This is a genomic window from Actinomyces sp. Marseille-P3109, assembly GCF_900323545.1.
Lineage (GTDB): Bacteria > Actinomycetota > Actinomycetes > Actinomycetales > Actinomycetaceae > Actinomyces.
Genome location: NZ_OOHN01000008.1, coordinates 1,053,514 through 1,070,135 on the forward strand (window position 1 = coordinate 1,053,514; position 16,622 = coordinate 1,070,135).

Consider the following 16,622-nt stretch of genomic DNA (forward strand, 5'->3'; position numbering starts at 1 on the left):
TCAGAACTGGATGTCGTCGAGGCTGGTGGTCGTCTCCCCCTCCTCGAGGGAGACAGGGGCGTCCAGGGAGATGTCGCTGAACATGTCGGCCTCGGCAGCGCGACGGGCCTCCTCTGCCTCGGCGCGGCGGGCTCGGGCGATGTCCCCGGGAATGACCTCGAGCTTGTCCTCGGCGATCTCCCGCAGGGCGATGCCGAGTGACTTCTCTCCGACTTCGGAGTCGACCAGCGGCCCGAAGAACTCGAACTGGTTGTCCTCGAGCTGCTGGGTGTAGGTGTTGATCTGGCGGGCGCGCTTGGCGGCCTCCACCACGAGCCCGTACTTGGAGTCGACCTTCTCCAGAAGGTCGTCGATCGGCGGATTGGTGATGCCCTCGGGCTGGGGAGAGGTTCCGAGCATGTGGGTGCCTCCGGTTCATTCTCGATAGTGCTGCGCCGGGATATTCTAACTGCCAAGTCCCATGAGTCTCTCGAGCTGGGCGGTGGCGCTCGCCACGGTGTCATTGATGACGACATGATCAAACTCATCGACCGCGCCCATCTCGGTGCGCGCCGTGGCCAGGCGCCGATTCTGCTCCTCGGAGCCCTCCGTCCCACGACCCGCGAGCCTGCTGACGAGCTCCTCCCAGCTCGGCGGTGCGAGGAAGACGAGTCGGGCCTGCGGCATGGCCTCGCGAACCTGGCGAGCACCGGCCAGGTCGATTTCCAGGAGTGCGGGACGCCCAGCGTCAAGCTGGTCCTGGACCGGGCCCCGGGGAGTGCCGTAACGGTGCGCCCCATGGACCAGTGCCCACTCCAGCATCTGACCGGTTGCGACCAGGGAGTCGAACTCCTCGGCGCTGACGAAGTAGTAGTGCACGCCGTCGACTTCCCCGGGACGGGGCTTGCGGGTGGTGGCGGAGATCGAGACGAAGAGGTCGGGGTGACGTCTGCGCAGCTCGGTGACGACGGTGCCCTTGCCCACCGCTGTCGGTCCTGCCAGGACAGTCAGGCGAGCAAGGGCGGGGGTGGACGAATCGGTGGCAACGGCGTCGGTCATGATCACATGATGACCTACCGGGCACCGCCAGCACGACCCGGCGTCTCAGCCGAAACGCTCGACCAGCGCCGCCCGCTGGTTCGCCCCCAGGCCCCGCACCCGCCGGGACTCGGCGATATGCACGTCCTCAAGGATGGCGTCGGCTGTTGTGGTGCCCACTCGCGGAAGGGAGACGAGCAGTGCCCTGACCTTCATCTTGCCCAGAACCTCGTCGCTCTCGGAGGCGGCGAAGAACTCCGAGAGCTTGAGCTCTCCGCTCTTGAGCTCGGACTTGATACGGGCACGCTGCGATCGCGCCGCAGCGGCCTTTTCCAGCGCCTCAGCTCGTTGCTCAGGTGTCAGTGTAGGAAGCGTCATGCTGGTCTCCTCCCCAGTCCAATACCAGTGACCCGCACCACAAGCATAAGTCGGGTTGGGTGCACTCGCATTCGCAGGGACCGGTATTCCGGCACTGACTTCGTGTTCCCGCACACACGCTCAGCGCAGAGCAGTGGCAGCCTCGTGCGTCGCCGCCAGCGCAGCCGTCCGCAGCGCCTCGATGGAGGGGCCGGACTTCAGGACCCCGCGCGAGCTGGAGGCCAGGACCTGGCGGCGAGCCGCCCCGAAGACGGACTCCAGCTCAGCCGGCCCCGCTCCCTGCGCGCCGACGCCGGGAGCCAGCAGCGGGCCGTTGGCACGCAGCAGGTCGATCCCCAGCCGGGAGACGGACTCTCCGACGGTGGCTCCGATGACCAGCCCGATGCTGCCGAGCCTGCCCTCGCCACTCGCGGAGGCGTTGGAGGCGGTCACTCCCTCTACGACGCCGGCAGCCACCGCCTGGTCCCCGCGGACGGCGTGCTGGACGGTGGCCCCCTCGGGGTTGGAGGTCAGCGCCAGGACGAAGATGCCCCGCCCGTTCGCCTCCGCCAGGTCCAGCGCGGGGGTGAGAGAACCGTAGCCCAGGTAGGGCGAGACCGTGATGGAGTCGGCGGCCAGGGGCGCGCCGTCGGACAGGTAGGCCTGGGCGTAGCCGGCCATCGTGGAACCGATGTCGCCGCGCTTGACGTCGAGGACCGACAGGGTGCCGACGTCGCGCAGGGCCGCCAGCGTCTCCTCGAGCACCGCGATACCGGCGCTGCCGTGGCGCTCGAAGAAGGCGGACTGCGGTTTGACGGCGGCAACGCGCCCGCCCACCGCGTCAACGGTCCGTAGAGCGAAGTCCCTCAGTCCCGCGGCCGAGTCGGTCAGGCCCCAGGAATCGAGCAGGCCCGGATGTGGGTCGATCCCGACACACAGGGGGCCCTGGTCCTCCATGGCGTCGGCCAGACGGGCGCCGAAGGGCCTCGGGGCCCGTCTGGACTGATGGTTCTCGGCGGGGCTCATCGGGTCTCCTTATCGGCAATGGGGCGGGGCTCAGGTGCGGAATCCCGCCGTGACCGACGGGCGTCAATGTGTTCCTGGAGGCTGCAGACCTTGAAGGGGCCGCTCAGCTGGGCCTCGAGGGCCTGGACCGCGGCCTGGAGCTGCTGGACGGTGGTGATGATGGGCCGGTCAGCACCAGTAGTGGCCGCCCGGATGGAGTAGCCGTCGGCACGGGCGCCCTGACCCTTGGGGGTGTTGACGACCATGTCGATGGCGCCGGACTCGATGAGTCCCGCGATGGTCTGCTCGCCGTGGGCGCCGACACCCTGACTGATCTTGCGCACTGCCACGGCATCGATACCGTTGCGGCGCAGCACCTGGGCCGTACCGGTGGTGGCCAGGACCGTGAAGCCCAGCTCGGCCAGCCGGGCCACCGGCAGGATGATGGCCCGTTTGTCCCGGTCGGCCACCGAGACGAACAGCGTTCCCTCTGTGGGGAGTCCCCCGTAGGCTCCGGCCTGGGACTTGGCGAAGGCCCGAGGGAAGTCGATGTCGTAGCCCATGACCTCCCCTGTCGAGCGCATCTCGGGTCCCAGGATCGTGTCGACCACGCGCCCCTCGGTGGTGCGGAATCGCCTGAAGGGCAAGACCGCCTCCTTGACGGCGATGGGGTCATCGGGATCGGTGACGGCGGCGTCGGCCTCGGGCAGGTGACCGGAGTGCCTGAGCGAGGCGATCGTCTCCCCCGTCATGATGAGGGCCGCAGCCTTGGCGAGCTGGACGCCGGATGCCTTCGAGACGAAGGGGACCGTGCGTGAGGCCCTGGGGTTGGCCTCGATGACGTAGAGGACATCGGAGACGAGGGCGAACTGGATGTTGAGCAGCCCGCGCACACCGACGCCGGCGGCGATCTCCTCAGTGGAGCGGCGAATGCGGGCGATCTCCGTGTCGGACAGGGTCATGGGGGGCATGACGCAGGCCGAGTCGCCAGAGTGGATCCCGGCCTCCTCGATGTGCTCCATGACACCGCCGAGGAACAGCTCGGTCCCGTCGTAGAGGGCGTCGACGTCGATCTCGATGGCGTCGTCGAGAAAGCGGTCGATGAGCAGCGGCCCGGTCCCGTAGACGCCTCCGGGCTCACGACCGGCGCGCTGGAGGTAGTCGTCGAGTCCCTGGGCGTCGTAGACGATCTCCATGCCGCGTCCGCCCAGCACGTAGCTGGGGCGCACCAGGACCGGGTAGCCGATGCCCTGAGCCACCGAGCGGGCCTGCTCGTCGCTCAAGGCGGTCCCGTGCGCCGGTGCGGGCAGGCCGGCGCGCTGGAGCACGACGCCGAAGGCCTCCCGGTCCTCGGCGGCATCGATGGCCTCGGGGCTCGTTCCCAGCACTGGGACCCCGGCCTCGGCCAGCCTGGCGGCCAGGGACAGGGGCGTCTGCCCACCGAGCTGGACGATGACGCCGACCACCGGACCGGCGGCCAGCTCGGCCTCGTAGACCTCGATGACGTCCTCGAAGGTCAGCGGTTCGAAGTAGAGCCGGTCTGAGATGTCGTAGTCGGTGGAGACGGTCTCGGGGTTGCAGTTGACCATGACGGTCTCGTAGCGCTCGGACAGCGCCATGGCGGCGTGGACGCAGGAGTAGTCGAACTCGATGCCCTGGCCGATGCGGTTGGGGCCCGAGCCCAGGATGATGACGGCCTCGCGCTCGCGGGGCTCCACCTCGGTCTCCAGGTCGTAGCTGGAGTAAAGGTAGGGGGTGCGCGAGGCGAACTCGGCGGCGCATGTGTCGACGGTCTTGTAAACAGGCCGCAGGCCGAAGGCGTGGCGGACCTCGCGCACCGTGTCCTCACTGATGCCGCGCAGGGCGGCGACCTGGACGTCGGAGAACCCGTGGCGCTTGGCCAGGGCCAGGATCTCCGGGGTGAGAGCGGCGGAGTCCTTGACTTCTTGGGCCACTTCTTGGAGGAGCAGCATCTGGTCCAGGAACCAGGGGTCGATGCGGGTGGCCTCGTGGAGCTGCTCGATCGTGGCGCCTCCGCGCACGGCCTGCTGGAGATCGACCAGACGGTGCTCGCTGGGAGTGGTTATGGACTCCAGCAGCTCGGCGGTCTGCTGCGCTGTGGGAGCCGGGCCGTCCCAGTGGAAGACGGTGCCCTTCTTGTCCAGGGAGCGCATGGCCTTCTGGAGGGCCTCGGTGTAGGAGCGGCCGATGGCCATGGCCTCCCCAACCGACTTCATGGTGGTGGTGAGTCTGGGATCGGCGCCCCGGAACTTCTCGAAGGCGAAGCGCGGAACCTTGACGACCACGTAGTCCAGGGTCGGTTCGAAGGAGGCCGGGGTGGAGGCGGTGATGTCGTTGGGGATCTCATCGAGGGTGTAGCCCACGGCAAGGCGGGCGGCGATCTTGGCGATCGGGAAGCCGGTGGCCTTGGAGGCCAGGGCCGAGGACCGGGAGACACGAGGGTTCATCTCGATGACGATGATCCGACCGGTGGCCGGGTTGACGGCGAACTGGATGTTGCAGCCTCCGGTGTCGACCCCGACCTCGCGGATGACGGCGATGCCGATGTCCCGCAGCCGCTGGAGCTCGCGGTCGGTCAGTGTCAGGGCGGGGGCCACGGTGATGGAGTCACCGGTGTGCACGCCCACGGGGTCGACGTTCTCGATGGAGCACACGACCACCACGTTGTCGGCGGTGTCGCGCATGAGCTCGAGCTCGTACTCCTTCCAGCCCAGGATCGACTCCTCCAGGAGAACCTCGGTGGTGCGGGAGGCCGCCAGCCCGGCGCCGGCGATGCGACGCAGGTCGGCGTCATCGAAGGCCACACCGCTGCCCAGGCCGCCCATGGTGAAGGAGGGGCGCACGACGACCGGGTAGCCGCCCAGGGCCTCGACGCCGTCGCGGCACTCGTCCATGCTGTGGGCGATGACGCTTCGGGCGACCTCGGCCCCGCAGCGCTCGACGACGTCCTTGAACTCGTCGCGGTCCTCCCCGGCGTTGATGGCCGCGGCGGAAGCACCGATGAGCTCGACGTCGTACTCCTCGAGCACACCGCGCTCGACCAGGCTCATGGCGGCGTTGAGGGCCGTCTGCCCGCCCAGGGTGGGCAGGAGGGCGTCGGGCCGTTCCCTGGCGATAATGGTGGTCAGCACCTCGGGGGTGATCGGCTCGATGTAGGTGGCATCGGCGATGTCCGGATCGGTCATGATCGTGGCCGGGTTGGAGTTGACCAGGATGACGCGGATGCCCTCGTTGCGCAGGACACGGCAGGCCTGGGTGCCGGAGTAGTCGAACTCGCAGGCCTGCCCGATGACGATGGGTCCCGATCCGATGACGAGGACGGAGGTGATGTCGGGGCGAGCGGGCATGTCAGTTCTTGTCCTCGCGGTCCTGGCCCCGGCGGTGTTCGCGCATGAGGCGGATGAAGCGGTCGAAGAGGTGCTCGGCGTCGTGGGGTCCGGCGGCGGCCTCGGGGTGGTACTGGACGGAGAAGGCCGGCAGGTCCAGTGCCCGCAGTCCTTCGACGACGCCGTCGTTGAGTCCCAGGTGAGAGACCTCCACCCGGCCGTAGCGCCCGTTGTCGAAGGGGGCCACGGACGGCGCGTCGATCGGAGCGTCGACGGCGAAGCCGTGGTTGTGGGCGGTGATCTCCACCTTGCCGGTGGCCCGGTCCAGGACGGGCTGGTTGACGCCGCGGTGCCCGTAGGCGAGCTTGTAGGTGCCGTAGCCCAGGGCCCGTCCCAGGAGCTGGTTGCCCAGGCAGATACCGAAGAAGGGGATGCGAGCATCGAGCACACCGCGCAGGAGTTCGATCTCTGCCTCCGCGGTCCCGGGGTCGCCGGGGCCGTTGGAGAACAGGACCCCGTCAGGCCTGAGGGCTAGGATCTCGGAGAGGGTCGTGGACTGGGGCAGGACGTGGACGCGCACGCCGCGTTCGGCGAGCTGCCACGGGGTGCGGGACTTGATGCCCAGGTCGATAGCGGCCAGCACCGCGACCGGCTGGTCGCCCTCGGCCGGCCCGCTGGGCTCGACGACGTAACCGGAGGGAGTCGTCACCTCAGCGGCCAGAGCGCGGCCGCTCATGGGCGGCTCGCTGCGCACGGCCTCCAGGCAGATGTCGATGCAGGCCCGGCTGGGACCGCCGGGGTCGGTGGCTCCGGCGGGCAGGGCCTCCCCGGAGAAGAGGCCGCCGCGCATGGCGCCGGCCTCACGCAGGTGGCGGGTCAGTGCCCGGGTGTCGACCTCGCAGATCCCGATGATGCCGGCACTGCACAGGTCGTCCTCCAGCTCTCGGCGAGAGCGCCAGCTGGAGGCCCGCCGGGCGGGCTCTCGCACGACGTAGCCGGCGACCCAGATGCGGCCGGACTCGGCGTCCTCGTCGTTGACCCCGGTGTTGCCGATGTGCGGCGCGGTCTGCACCACGATCTGGCGGTGGTAGGAGGGGTCGGTGAGGGTCTCCTGGTACCCGGTCATCCCGGTGGAGAAGACGATCTCCCCGATGGTGCGTCCTTGAGCCCCGTAGCTGCGGCCCCGCAGGGCCCAGCCGTCCTCCAGAACGAGGAGGGCGGCTGGGCGGCGGGTCGACTCAGGCATGGGCCTCGACAGGAGTCCCGTCCAGGACGGTGGGGCGGCCGTGGAGGAAGGTGGCCATGACCTGCCCCGGCAGCTCCATACCCGCGTAGGGGGTGTTCGTGGAGCTGGTCCACTGAGCAGCACCGTCGACGGTGCGACGCACCTCGGGGTCCACCACCGTGATGTTGGCCGGGACACCGACCTCGAGCTCGCGCCCCTGGTCGGTCAGGCGGCCGATGCGGGCCGGCGCCGAGGACATGGCCCGGGCGATGTCGCGCCAGGTCATGCGACCGGTGCTCACCATTGTCTCGATCAGGACGCTCAGCGCGGTCTCCAGGCCCGTCATGCCGAAGGCTCCGGCCTGCCACTCGCAGTCCTTGTCCTCCAGCGGGTGGGGGGCGTGGTCGGTCCCGACGACGTCGATGATGCCATCGGCCAGGGCCTGGCGGACGGCCTCGACGTCCTCGGCCGTGCGCAGCGGGGGGTTGACCTTGTACAGGGGCGAGTAGGTGCGCGCCATCTCATCGGTCAGCAGGAGGTGGTGCGGGGTGACCTCCGCGGTGACGTTGATGCCGCGGGCCTTGGCCCAGCGGATGATGTCGACGCTGCCGGCGGTGGACAGGTGGCACACGTGCAGGCGCGAACCGACGTGCTCGGCCAGCAGGACGTCGCGGGCGATGATCGACTCCTCGGCCACCGCCGGCCACCCGCGCAGGCCCAGCTCGGCGGAGACGACGCCCTCGTGCATCTGGGAGCCCTCGGTGAGGCGGGGATCCTGGGCGTGCTGGGCGATGACGCCGTCGAAGGACTTGACGTACTCCAGGGCCCGGCGCATGAGGACGGGGTCGGAGACGCACTTGCCGTCGTCGGAGAAAACGCGCACCCGGGCGGCGGAGGTGGCCATCGCTCCCATGTCGGAGAGGTGCTCGCCGGCCAGGCCTGCGGAGACGGCGCCGACGGGGTGGACGTCCACCCAGCCGGCCTCGCGCCCCAGACGCAGAACCTGCTCGACGACGCCGGCGCTGTCCTGCACCGGGGTGGTGTTGGCCATGGCGAAGACGGCGGTGTAGCCGCCGGCGGCCGCGGCACGGGTACCGGAGTAGATGGTCTCAGCGGACTCCCCGCCAGGCTCGCGCAGGTGGGTGTGGATATCGACGAGCCCGGGCAGGGCGATGAGCCCGTCCAGGTCGTGGCGCACGGCGTCGGCAGGGGCCTTCGCCGCGGCGTCGGGGCCGATGGCGGTGATGGTTCCGTCGGTGATGAGGATGTCGGTGGGGTCCTCGCCGTAGGGGCGGACACCGGTCAGGAGGTGGGAGGTCACAGCTGGTTCCCTTCGTCAGCGAGGAGGAGGTAGAGGGCGGCCATGCGCACGGAGACGCCGTTGCCGACCTGCTCGATGATGCGCGAGCGGGGGTCGTCTGCGGCCTCGGCGGTGATCTCGAGGCCGCGGTTCATGGGACCGGGGTGCATGACGATGGCGTGCTCCGGCATGGCCCGGCGACGGGCGGAGTTGAGGCCGTAGACGCTGGAGTACTCGGCGGGGCTCGGGAAGAAGCCGCCACCGGCGGCGCTCATGCGCTCGCGCTGGACGCGCAGCATCATGACGGCGTCGGGCTGAACCTCCTCAAGGGCCTCGTCGAGGTTGTAGGAGACCTCGCAGGGCCAGTTGTCCATGCCGACGGGAAGCAGCGTCGGGGGCGCCACCAGGGTGACCTGGGCGCCGAGCGCGGTCAGGAGGTCCACGTTGGAGCGCGCCACCCGGGAGTGCAGGACGTCTCCGACGATGATGACGCGGGCCCCCTCCAGATCACGTCCTTGGGGGGCGGGGCTGCCGTCCGCCGTGGCTGGCGCACCCGGGATGTACCAGCGGCGCAGGGTCATGGCATCCAGGAGCGCCTGGGTGGGGTGCTGGTGGGTGCCATCGCCCGCGTTGAGGACGGGCACGTTGATCCAACCGGCGTGTGCCAGGAGGTGGGCGGCCCCGCAGGCCGAGTGACGCACCACGACGGCGTCCGCCCCCATGGCCATGATCGTCTGGGCGGTGTCCTTGAGGGACTCCCCCTTGGACAGCGAGGAGCCCTTGGCCGAGAAGTTGATGACGTCGGCGCTCAGGCGCTTGGCAGCCGCCTCGAAGGACAGCCGGGTACGGGTGGAGTCCTCGAAGAAGAGGTTGACCACGGTCTTGCCGCGCAGGGTGGGCAGCTTCTTGACCGCGCGGCTCTGGGTGGCGGCCATGGCCTCAGCGGTGTCCAGGACCATGACCGCCTCGTCGTGGGTCAGGTCCTTGGCGGAGAGCAAGTGCTTCATCGGGTGGCCTCCTGGTCGGAACGCTCGCTCGAGGACTCGGCGGGCACATCTGCGGGGACGATGGTGACGGCGTCGGTGGAGGCGCCGAGCTCGGTCAGGGAGACCACGACCTTCTCGGAGCGGGACGTCGGCAGGTTCTTGCCCACGTAGTCGGCTCGGATGGGTAGCTCGCGGTGACCTCGGTCCACGAGGGTCGCCAGCTGGACTGCTCGAGGGCGACCGATGGCGCCCAGGGCGTCAAGGGCCGCCCGGATCGTGCGGCCGGAGTAAAGGACGTCGTCGACGAGAATGACGACCTTGCCGTCGACGCCGCCCTGGGGGATCTCAGTGGGGCGCGGCACGCGGATGGGGTGACGCCCCAGATCATCGCGGTACATGGTGATGTCCAGCGTGCCGACCGGGATTCTGGGGGCCGTGGCTGCGGGCTGCTGCATTCCTCCGGCCGCGGCAACGGCGAGCGCCTCGACCAGTCTCTGAGCCAGAGGGACTCCCCCGCTGGGGATCCCCAGGACGACAACGTCCTGGGCTCCGTGGTTGCGCTCCAAGATCTCGTGCGCGATACGGAACAGGGAACGGGCTATCTCGGGGGGACCGAGGATCTCCTTGCCCTGGGATGGTGCGCTGGAAGCGCCTGACGAACGTTCGGCCATTGCCGGCCCCCTTCCCCGCCTCTCTGGACGGACTTAAAGGATGTTGGTCGCCCGCAAGTCTACGTCGCCCCGGAGGACTCCGCGAGACAGAACCACAGGACTCGCAGAGACGAAGGTCACCCCCATGTGCCGCGAATCGTTGCGCCGCCTGACAACGGCATCAGCAGAGAATGTTCCCCATCTACATATTCTCCGTATCAATGTCATACTCTTGGCACAATGCCGCGGCGTCGTCGGGCGTCGAGCGCGAGGTCGTGAACGCGTGTCGAGAGCTTGAGAAGTGAGTGCCGGATCCATCTGAGCCCGATTAAGAGCTGAACGATTCCCGCCAGGCTGAACAAGGACCGGCGTCTCTGCTGCGTCAGTGACTTCTTCTCAAGCAAGGAAAGACATGACACTCCCTACTCGACGTTCGATCATCACCGGCCTCGGCACCGGGGCCGGTTTGGCCGCGGCCGGCCTGCTCTCGCACTCCCCCGCCGTCGCAGACGAGCAGACCCACGACTTCGGCCCCCTTGTTTTTGACGAGCAGTTCTCCCAAGGACCCGATTTCTCCCCATCCCGCTGGAGGGACAACCGCTCCGAGCCCGAGTCGTGCACAAGCTACGACTGGGGCGTGTTCACTCGGGACACCCACAGCGTCAGTGACGGCGCGGGGCACCTCCTGTGGCGCAAGCGCGCCACGCCTCTCAAGGGTTTTCAGAACCGCTTCGACAAGGAGGAGACCATCCGCTACGTCGACCAGGCCTTCATCACCACTGAGGGCTTGTTCTCCTTCGTTTACGGCGCCTTGGAGACCAGAGCACGTTTCCCGCAGTCGGATGAGGGCTTGTTCGCCGGAATCTGGCTGCGGGCCGACAGCGGGACCAACGGGGGCGAGATCGACGTCGTCGAGACCTATGGCGGCGGCAGCGCCACCGGCATCGCAGAGTCGACCGTCCACTTCGGTCAGGCAGGAGGCAAGGGAAGTAATCTGGGGGTCTCCCCACAGCCCGATCTCACCGCCTGGCACACCTACGGAATGGAGAAGACCCCGGAGAGGATACTGTTCCTCTTCGACGGCCAGCCGTATCACGAGGTCCCACGCTCGGCCTCGCCGCAGGAGTTCGACACCTGCTTCGGTCCCGGCTCCGCCTACCACATCTGCCTGACCACCCACACCGGCAGCATTCACCGGGGGAGGCTCAACCACGAGGGCTTCACGCAGGCCCAGGTGGATATCGACTACATCGTTGTCCGTGCGATGGATCAGTAGCCGGATCCCCTCGGCCTTCGCCCGGTCAGCCCTTCACGAGCAGGTCGTGCAGGCTGAGGGGGCGGCGCCCGGTCAACCGCTCGACGGCGTCGGAGAGCACATTCAGCTGGCCGGCGGCGATGGCGGTGTAGGTGCTCACCCAGGCGTCCTTCTCCCAGTCGGGGACGTCGTAGTGGGCCCGGGAGGCGTACGCCTCCTCGACGGTCTCTTCACGGTAGACCGTTTCCCGTCCCGTGACCTCGGTGATGATCCGAGCCATCTCCTCCATGGTGAAGGCCTCCGGACCGGTGAGGTCATAGGTGACGCCGTTATGGCGATGATCGCCCGCTGCAAGATCCGTGAGGATCGCGGCCGCTGAGGCGGCAACGTCCTCCCTCGCCACTGCGCCGACTCGCCCATCGCCAGCGGGACCGGTGATGGAGCCCTCGGCGGAGATCTCGATGAAGAAGTCGGCGTAGAAGGAGTCCCGCAGGAACGTGTACCCCTTGCCGGATTCGCGCAGAGCCTCCTCCGTGTACCAGTGAGTACGGGCGAGGGTGAAAGTCGCTCCCGGAGCGGCTCCGACGAACGAGGTGTACACCACGTGCTTGACCCCCGCCTGAGCCGCTGAGGTGATGAAGGCGCGGTGCTGCTCCAGGCGGTTCTCGGACTCGGCCGCCGAGACCATGAGGAGGATGTCGACACCGGTGAGCGCCTCGATGACGGCTTTCTCGCTGCCGTATTCAGCCACGGCCACGTCGTCCGCCCAACGGGGGGCCCGGGATGCGTCTCTGACCAGGAGCCGCGGGGCCAGTCCGGCATCGCGCAGATGTTCAGCGACCGCACCGCCGATCTTCCCAGTGGCGCCGGTGACAGCGATCAGAGGCGTAGTCATTGTGCTTCTCCTTCCGACGCATAGGCGGTTCCTACAGCGACATCCAGTGCTGCATTCTTTCTGAGAAGAACCGCATAGGCCACCGCGATCAGGACCTGGACCAGTGCGCAGATGATGATCACTGCTACGAAAGCCGTGTCGGGGAGCATGTCTATCTCTACGGAGGCGTACCGGTACAGGGCCACGTACATCACTACGGTGGGGATCCCGAGCACGATGCTGGCGGCCAGCTGTGCCGATGTCGGCATCTTGGCCTCGGTCCATCCATCGGGTTGGATCCTGTCAGTCTGAGAATGCGCCTGTGTGCAGGCGATGAGAGCGACGATGAAGCTGGCGATCCACCCGACGCCGACGATCATCGGGCCGAACACGATGATGAGAAGGGCCAGGAATATCAGTCCGGCGTCGCCATCACCCAAGTGGTCGGCACCCAGGAAGAGTGCTGCGGTCACAATTGTCTGGATAATCGCCGTCACAAGCCCAACGATGCCGCCCCAGACCGCGACTCGACGGTTCGTGGAGCGTTTCCGCTCCGCCGTGAGGACCGGGTCGTTCCAGGGGATTCCAGGGGCGGGAACCAGCATCACGGGGCCGTAGGGAATGTACGGGACAGGTGCGGGGACGCTCCATGGATGGCTGCCAGGTCCTGGAGGATGCTGTTGGATTCCTTGGAGCGGGGGCGGCCCGCCGGGATAGCCCGCGTCCGGCCCGGGAAAGGGCCGGCCGACATTGAAGGCGGGGCTCGAGGGCGTGGGGGGCCTCGAGCCATACGCCCCGTCAATGGACGCAGAGGCCCCCTTGATATAGGGGTAGTCGCTGGAATCTTGGGGAGGAAGCTGGGTCACGGGTTACTCCGGCATTGGCGGATGAACTCGACACAGGTTAGGACACGAAACCAGGCTGAGCCCAGCTCGCGGCATAGGGAGTGCACCCCATGCCGTGAGCCGGGCGAGCAGTGGATCAGCGCAACGTGTCCGCGAGGTCACCGATACGTCCGAGCAATCCCCCGAGGTACCGAGGCGACTCGTCCGTGGAGAGCATCCGGCTCAGCGTCATGGCCTCATCGACGGCAACAGGCGCATCCACCTCGTCGTTGTAGACGATCTCCCAGGTTGCGACTCGGGCGATGGCCCGGTCGACGGCCGGCATGCGCCCCAGTGTCCAGCCCTGGGCATAGGTCTGGATCGTCTCATCGACATCGGCCAGGTGGTCGCACACGCCGTCGAGGATCTCCCGGGTGTAGACGGGGGCCTCAGTGTGGTTGGCGGAGCTCACGGCGCGCAGTTGTGCGAAGGAGCGCAGGTCCTCAGCGGCATCGGTAGTCAGCATCCCCCGCTGATCAGCCTCGAAGAGGATCTCGATCGCACGCCGGCGCGCCTTGGTGCGGGCTGTGACCGGGTGGCGTGACGCAGGGCTCGAGCTGGATGAGCCCTCCTCGGGACGTTCGGCCATCAGTCGTTGACGCGGGAGATGTAGGAGCCGGAGCGGGTGTCGACCTTCACCTTGTCCCCGGTGTTGAGGAACAGCGGGACCTGGATCTCGGCACCGGTCTCAACGGTGGCGGGCTTGGTGCCTGCGCTGGAGCGGTCGCCCTGGAGGCCGGGCTCGGTGTGAGAGATCGTCAGGACCACGGAGGCCGGAAGCTCGACGAACAGGACGGCGTCCTCGTGGAAGGCCACGATGACGTCCTGGTTCTCCAGCATGAAGGTGGCGGCGTCGCCCACGGTGGCCGAGGGCACGTAGGTCTGCTCGTAGGACTTGACGTCCATGAACACGTAGTCGTCGCCGTCCTTGTAGAGGTACTGCATGTCGCGCCGGTCGACCGTGGCCGTCTCAACCTTGAGACCGGCGTTGAAGGTCTTGTCCACGGTCTTGCCGGACAGGACATTCTTGATCTTGGTGCGCACGAAGGCGGGGCCCTTACCGGGCTTGACGTGCTGGAACTCCACTACCTGCCACAGCTGGCCCTCGAGGTTGAGCACCATGCCGTTCTTCAGGTCGTTCGTCGTTGCCACGAGGGTTTCCTCACTGTTGCGTTGCATCTGGGACTCGCTGATACTACCGCGACGTAGCGCGCTCTCCCCAGGACGGGCGTGTCACGCCAGTCACTGGTGATGGGAGAAACCGGACCGCACGGCCTCGATGACCTGCTCACCGGCCTGCCGAGGTGTTGTCGAGGTGGTGTCGACGACGACGTCGGCGAGCTCCCGGCACCTGGCCTGACGCTCATGGAGCATCTGGACGAACTGGTGGTGGACGGTCCCCAGGGCCACCGACCGGGGCGCATCAAGGCCATTACGGGTGGCCAGCACGCGAGTGGCACAGGTCAGGGCCACGGCGTAGTCACCGGGCCGCAGGCGTTCCAGCCGATCGCGCAGCCGAGGATCCCCCAGGCATCCCGAGCCCAGCGCCACGACGGCGCCCTCGGCCTGCGCACGGTCGAGCAGATCGAGGGCGACACGGGCCTCGACCCGGCGGTACTCGCCCTCCGGCACTGCAACGAGCGCCAGGTCGGGGCTGGTTGCGAGCTCGTCGGCAACGCTGCGGCCCAGGTCGAGCACGGGCAGGCCCTCAGCGGCCCCGACGGCACGCCCCACGCTGGAGCATCCGGCCCCCGGAGGACCGATGATGACCAGGGCCCGAGGCGAGTGAGTGCTCAAGCTCCTTGCCCTCCAACTGGGTCGGCATGACCGGTGACGGCATCGTGGGCCTTGATGAGAAGATCCTCGCCGGGCGCCTGCATCCGTACGGGCCTGGCGACGTCGTCGAGCAGGACAAGACGCAGCCTGCCGCCGCGCACCTTCTTGTCACTCATCATCGCGGCCTTGAGCTCCTCCCATCGGCCGTGGCCCTCGGTGAAGGAGGTGGGCAGGCCGACCGCCTCGAGGCTCTGACGGTGCAGTGCCAGTGCGTCGCGGCTCAGGTGTCCGCTGCGGTGGGCGACCTCGGCCGCGAAGACGCAGCCGACGGCGACGGCCTCGCCATGGCGCCACGAGTAACCGGTGACCTTCTCGATCGCATGGGCGTAGGTGTGCCCGTAGTTGAGGATCTCCCGCTGACCGGCCTCAGTGAGGTCCTCCCCCACGACGGCTGCCTTGACCGCGATCGAACGGGTGACGAGTTCGGTCAGGACCGGTGAGTCCCAGGCCAGGCAGTCGGCGGGCTCGGCCAGGACGTGGTCAAGAATGACCGGATCGGAGATGAGCCCGCACTTGACAACCTCACCGAGCCCGGCCCGCAGCTCGGCGGTCGGCAGGGTGGCCAGCGTCTCCAGGTCGGCGACGACGGCGGTCGGCGGGTGGAAGGCTCCCACCAGGTTCTTGCCCGCAGGCGTGTTGATCCCGGTCTTGCCGCCGACGGCGGCGTCCACCATGGCCAGCAGGGTGGTGGGTACCTGCACCACCGGGACGCCTCGCAGCCAGGTGGCGGCCGCGAAACCGGCCAGGTCCGTGGTTGCTCCGCCGCCCAGGCCGATGACGAGTCCGTCGCGCCCCAGGCGGAACGAGCCCAGCCGCTCCCACAGATGCTCCAGGACGCGAGCATTCTTGGCCGCCTCGCCGTCGGGTACCTCAAGCCGAAGGACGCGCAGGCCCTGGGAGCCCAGCTGCTTCTCGGCGCTGGCCGCATGATCCGCCAGGGCCTTGGCATGGACGATGGCGACGCCTCCGGCACCTGCGCCCGGAGCGTCTAGGACGACGTGAGCCAGATCGGCCAGGAGCCCGTGGCCGATGAGCACGTCATAGGGATGGTCGCCGGTGACGCTGACGCGTCGGACACCGTCGTCGCCGGCTGCTACCGGGGACGGACGGAGACGGACACGTTGAGGTGAGGCGACTGCCCCGCCGGAGGCGGCCGAGAAGGTCGAGGATGCTGAGGACGCTGAGGACGCCGACGATCTTGAGGACTCGGGCTCACTGCTTTTCGCCGACATGGGTGCCAGGACACCGACCGCCTGAGGCATCTGGACCCCGAGGGCCACGAGGATGAGAGCGGCGACCTGCTGAGGGCTCAGGCCGTCGGTGGGCACGGTGAGGGTGGCGACCTCGGAGTACAGCGCTGAGCGCTGGGCGTGGAGGGCCTCCATCCGGGCCAGGACGCTGTCCTGATCAGTGCGTCCCTGACCTCCCTGCTGGGCGGCGCGGGTCTGGTCGGAGTCCGCGTCCGGGGACATGAGGGGGCGTCCGGTGCCGTCGCCCACGTGCCTGGCGGCCGTGCTCGGGGAGGCAGACAGGTAGATGACTGTGTGCCCGCGCAAGAGATCGCGGTTCTCGGGACGCAGCACCGCTCCCCCGCCCAGGGCGATGACTCCCTGGGCAGCGGCTGGCGAGTCCAGGACGGCCCGCATAGCCCGGTGCTCGCGGTCGCGGAAGCCCTCCTCCCCCTCGGAGTCGAAGATCTCGGGGATCGTCATGCGGGCGCGACGGCGGATCTCGGCGTCGGTGTCAGTCACCTGGACACCGAGCGCCTGGGCCAGGAGCCTGGCCTGGGTCGTCTTGCCCGCGCCGGGCAGTCCCACCAGCACCAGGGGCAGCTGGTCGTCGCGCAGAGCGATGGTCGGAACGCGCTTCCAGGTCATGATCGTGTC

The 16,622-nt window shown here is 68.4% G+C and carries 16 protein-coding genes; 1 reads left to right on the forward strand and 15 read right to left on the reverse strand.

The genetic code is table 11. The features are described 5' to 3' along the window. The 9 genes from rpoZ to pyrR form a co-directional block, all read right to left on the reverse strand. Positions 1 to 399, reverse strand: coding sequence for a DNA-directed RNA polymerase subunit omega (gene rpoZ, locus BQ8008_RS04850; protein ID WP_108833039.1), 399 nt, complete (start codon positions 397 to 399; stop codon positions 1 to 3). Positions 400 to 444: 45 nt separating this feature from the next. Continuing rightward, entirely contained in the window at positions 445 to 1,038 is a 594-nt protein-coding gene (gene gmk / locus BQ8008_RS04855) for a guanylate kinase (protein WP_108834679.1), read from the reverse strand. Between the two features lie 45 nt (positions 1,039 to 1,083). Beyond that, the gene (gene mihF, locus BQ8008_RS04860; RefSeq protein WP_108833040.1) at positions 1,084 to 1,395 is read right to left on the reverse strand and encodes an integration host factor, actinobacterial type; all 312 of its coding nucleotides are present in this window, start codon (positions 1,393 to 1,395) and stop codon (positions 1,084 to 1,086) included. A 120-nt stretch (positions 1,396 to 1,515) separates the two neighbouring features. After that, positions 1,516 to 2,400, reverse strand: a complete 885-nt coding sequence (pyrF, locus tag BQ8008_RS04865) for an orotidine-5'-phosphate decarboxylase (protein WP_108833041.1) — start codon at positions 2,398 to 2,400, stop codon at positions 1,516 to 1,518. Next, positions 2,397 to 5,747 (reverse strand): carbamoyl-phosphate synthase large subunit, encoded by a 3,351-nt coding sequence (carB, locus tag BQ8008_RS04870; RefSeq protein WP_108833042.1) that lies wholly within the window; start codon positions 5,745 to 5,747, stop codon positions 2,397 to 2,399. The genes pyrF and carB overlap by 4 nt, the downstream gene beginning before the upstream one ends. A 1-nt stretch (position 5,748) precedes the next feature. Beyond that, positions 5,749 to 6,972 carry a glutamine-hydrolyzing carbamoyl-phosphate synthase small subunit gene (gene carA, locus BQ8008_RS04875; protein ID WP_108833043.1) on the reverse strand — a complete coding sequence of 408 codons (1,224 nt, stop codon included), beginning with the start codon at positions 6,970 to 6,972 and terminating at the stop codon, positions 5,749 to 5,751. Next, positions 6,965 to 8,272 carry a dihydroorotase gene (locus BQ8008_RS04880; protein ID WP_108833044.1) on the reverse strand — a complete coding sequence of 436 codons (1,308 nt, stop codon included), beginning with the start codon at positions 8,270 to 8,272 and terminating at the stop codon, positions 6,965 to 6,967. The genes carA and BQ8008_RS04880 overlap by 8 nt, the downstream gene beginning before the upstream one ends. Next, on the reverse strand, positions 8,269 to 9,258 hold the full coding sequence (locus BQ8008_RS04885; protein ID WP_108833045.1) for an aspartate carbamoyltransferase catalytic subunit: 990 nt from the start codon (positions 9,256 to 9,258) through the stop codon (positions 8,269 to 8,271). Before BQ8008_RS04885 ends, BQ8008_RS04880 begins: the two co-directional genes overlap by 4 nt. Continuing rightward, on the reverse strand, positions 9,255 to 9,908 hold the full coding sequence (gene pyrR, locus BQ8008_RS04890; RefSeq protein ID WP_108833046.1) for a bifunctional pyr operon transcriptional regulator/uracil phosphoribosyltransferase PyrR: 654 nt from the start codon (positions 9,906 to 9,908) through the stop codon (positions 9,255 to 9,257). Before pyrR ends, BQ8008_RS04885 begins: the two co-directional genes overlap by 4 nt. Positions 9,909 to 10,299: 391 nt before the next feature. On the opposite strand from pyrR, the gene BQ8008_RS04895 reads away from it, so the two are divergent. Continuing rightward, positions 10,300 to 11,163 (forward strand): glycoside hydrolase family 16 protein, encoded by an 864-nt coding sequence (locus BQ8008_RS04895; protein WP_108833047.1) that lies wholly within the window; start codon positions 10,300 to 10,302, stop codon positions 11,161 to 11,163. Positions 11,164 to 11,188: 25 nt separating this feature from the next. Here the strand turns inward: BQ8008_RS04895 and BQ8008_RS04900 are convergent, their stop codons facing one another. The 6 genes from BQ8008_RS04900 to aroB all read right to left on the reverse strand — a co-directional run bounded on the left by BQ8008_RS04900 (position 11,189) and on the right by aroB (position 16,613). After that, positions 11,189 to 12,037, reverse strand: a complete 849-nt coding sequence (locus tag BQ8008_RS04900) for an SDR family oxidoreductase (RefSeq protein ID WP_108833048.1) — start codon at positions 12,035 to 12,037, stop codon at positions 11,189 to 11,191. Next, positions 12,034 to 12,621, reverse strand: a complete 588-nt coding sequence (locus BQ8008_RS04905; RefSeq protein WP_234415234.1) for a hypothetical protein — start codon at positions 12,619 to 12,621, stop codon at positions 12,034 to 12,036. The genes BQ8008_RS04900 and BQ8008_RS04905 overlap by 4 nt, the downstream gene beginning before the upstream one ends. Before the next feature lie 376 nt (positions 12,622 to 12,997). Continuing rightward, positions 12,998 to 13,489: a transcription antitermination factor NusB gene (nusB, locus tag BQ8008_RS04910; protein WP_108833049.1), complete on the reverse strand. Its 492-nt coding sequence runs from the start codon at positions 13,487 to 13,489 to the stop codon at positions 12,998 to 13,000. Continuing rightward, positions 13,489 to 14,052, reverse strand: coding sequence for an elongation factor P (gene efp, locus BQ8008_RS04915; RefSeq protein WP_108833050.1), 564 nt, complete (start codon positions 14,050 to 14,052; stop codon positions 13,489 to 13,491). The genes nusB and efp overlap by 1 nt, the downstream gene beginning before the upstream one ends. A 90-nt stretch (positions 14,053 to 14,142) precedes the next feature. Beyond that, a complete protein-coding gene (locus BQ8008_RS04920; protein WP_108833051.1) occupies positions 14,143 to 14,697 on the reverse strand; it encodes a shikimate kinase in 555 nt (184 codons plus the stop codon). Beyond that, on the reverse strand, positions 14,694 to 16,613 hold the full coding sequence (aroB, locus tag BQ8008_RS04925; RefSeq protein WP_108833052.1) for a 3-dehydroquinate synthase: 1,920 nt from the start codon (positions 16,611 to 16,613) through the stop codon (positions 14,694 to 14,696). Before aroB ends, BQ8008_RS04920 begins: the two co-directional genes overlap by 4 nt. Positions 16,614 to 16,622 lie beyond the last annotated feature (9 nt).

Excerpts from the sequence above, each read along its gene's own strand:
- mihF (WP_108833040.1), bottom strand. The coding sequence starts at position 1,395 with ATGACGCTTCCTACACTGACACCTGAGCAACGAGCTGAGGCGCTGGAA.
- BQ8008_RS04905 (WP_234415234.1), bottom strand. The coding sequence starts at position 12,621 with ATGCTGGTTCCCGCCCCTGGAATCCCCTGGAACGACCCGGTCCTCACG.
- carB (WP_108833042.1), bottom strand. The coding sequence starts at position 5,747 with ATGCCCGCTCGCCCCGACATCACCTCCGTCCTCGTCATCGGATCGGGA.
- gmk (WP_108834679.1), bottom strand. The coding sequence starts at position 1,038 with ATGACCGACGCCGTTGCCACCGATTCGTCCACCCCCGCCCTTGCTCGC.
- aroB (WP_108833052.1), bottom strand. The coding sequence starts at position 16,613 with ATGACCTGGAAGCGCGTTCCGACCATCGCTCTGCGCGACGACCAGCTG.
- carA (WP_108833043.1), bottom strand. The coding sequence starts at position 6,972 with ATGCCTGAGTCGACCCGCCGCCCAGCCGCCCTCCTCGTTCTGGAGGAC.
- BQ8008_RS04885 (WP_108833045.1), bottom strand. The coding sequence starts at position 9,258 with ATGAAGCACTTGCTCTCCGCCAAGGACCTGACCCACGACGAGGCGGTC.
- BQ8008_RS04895 (WP_108833047.1), top strand. The coding sequence starts at position 10,300 with ATGACACTCCCTACTCGACGTTCGATCATCACCGGCCTCGGCACCGGG.
- pyrR (WP_108833046.1), bottom strand. The coding sequence starts at position 9,908 with ATGGCCGAACGTTCGTCAGGCGCTTCCAGCGCACCATCCCAGGGCAAG.
- rpoZ (WP_108833039.1), bottom strand. The coding sequence starts at position 399 with ATGCTCGGAACCTCTCCCCAGCCCGAGGGCATCACCAATCCGCCGATC.
- BQ8008_RS04900 (WP_108833048.1), bottom strand. The coding sequence starts at position 12,037 with ATGACTACGCCTCTGATCGCTGTCACCGGCGCCACTGGGAAGATCGGC.
- pyrF (WP_108833041.1), bottom strand. The coding sequence starts at position 2,400 with ATGAGCCCCGCCGAGAACCATCAGTCCAGACGGGCCCCGAGGCCCTTC.
- nusB (WP_108833049.1), bottom strand. The coding sequence starts at position 13,489 with ATGGCCGAACGTCCCGAGGAGGGCTCATCCAGCTCGAGCCCTGCGTCA.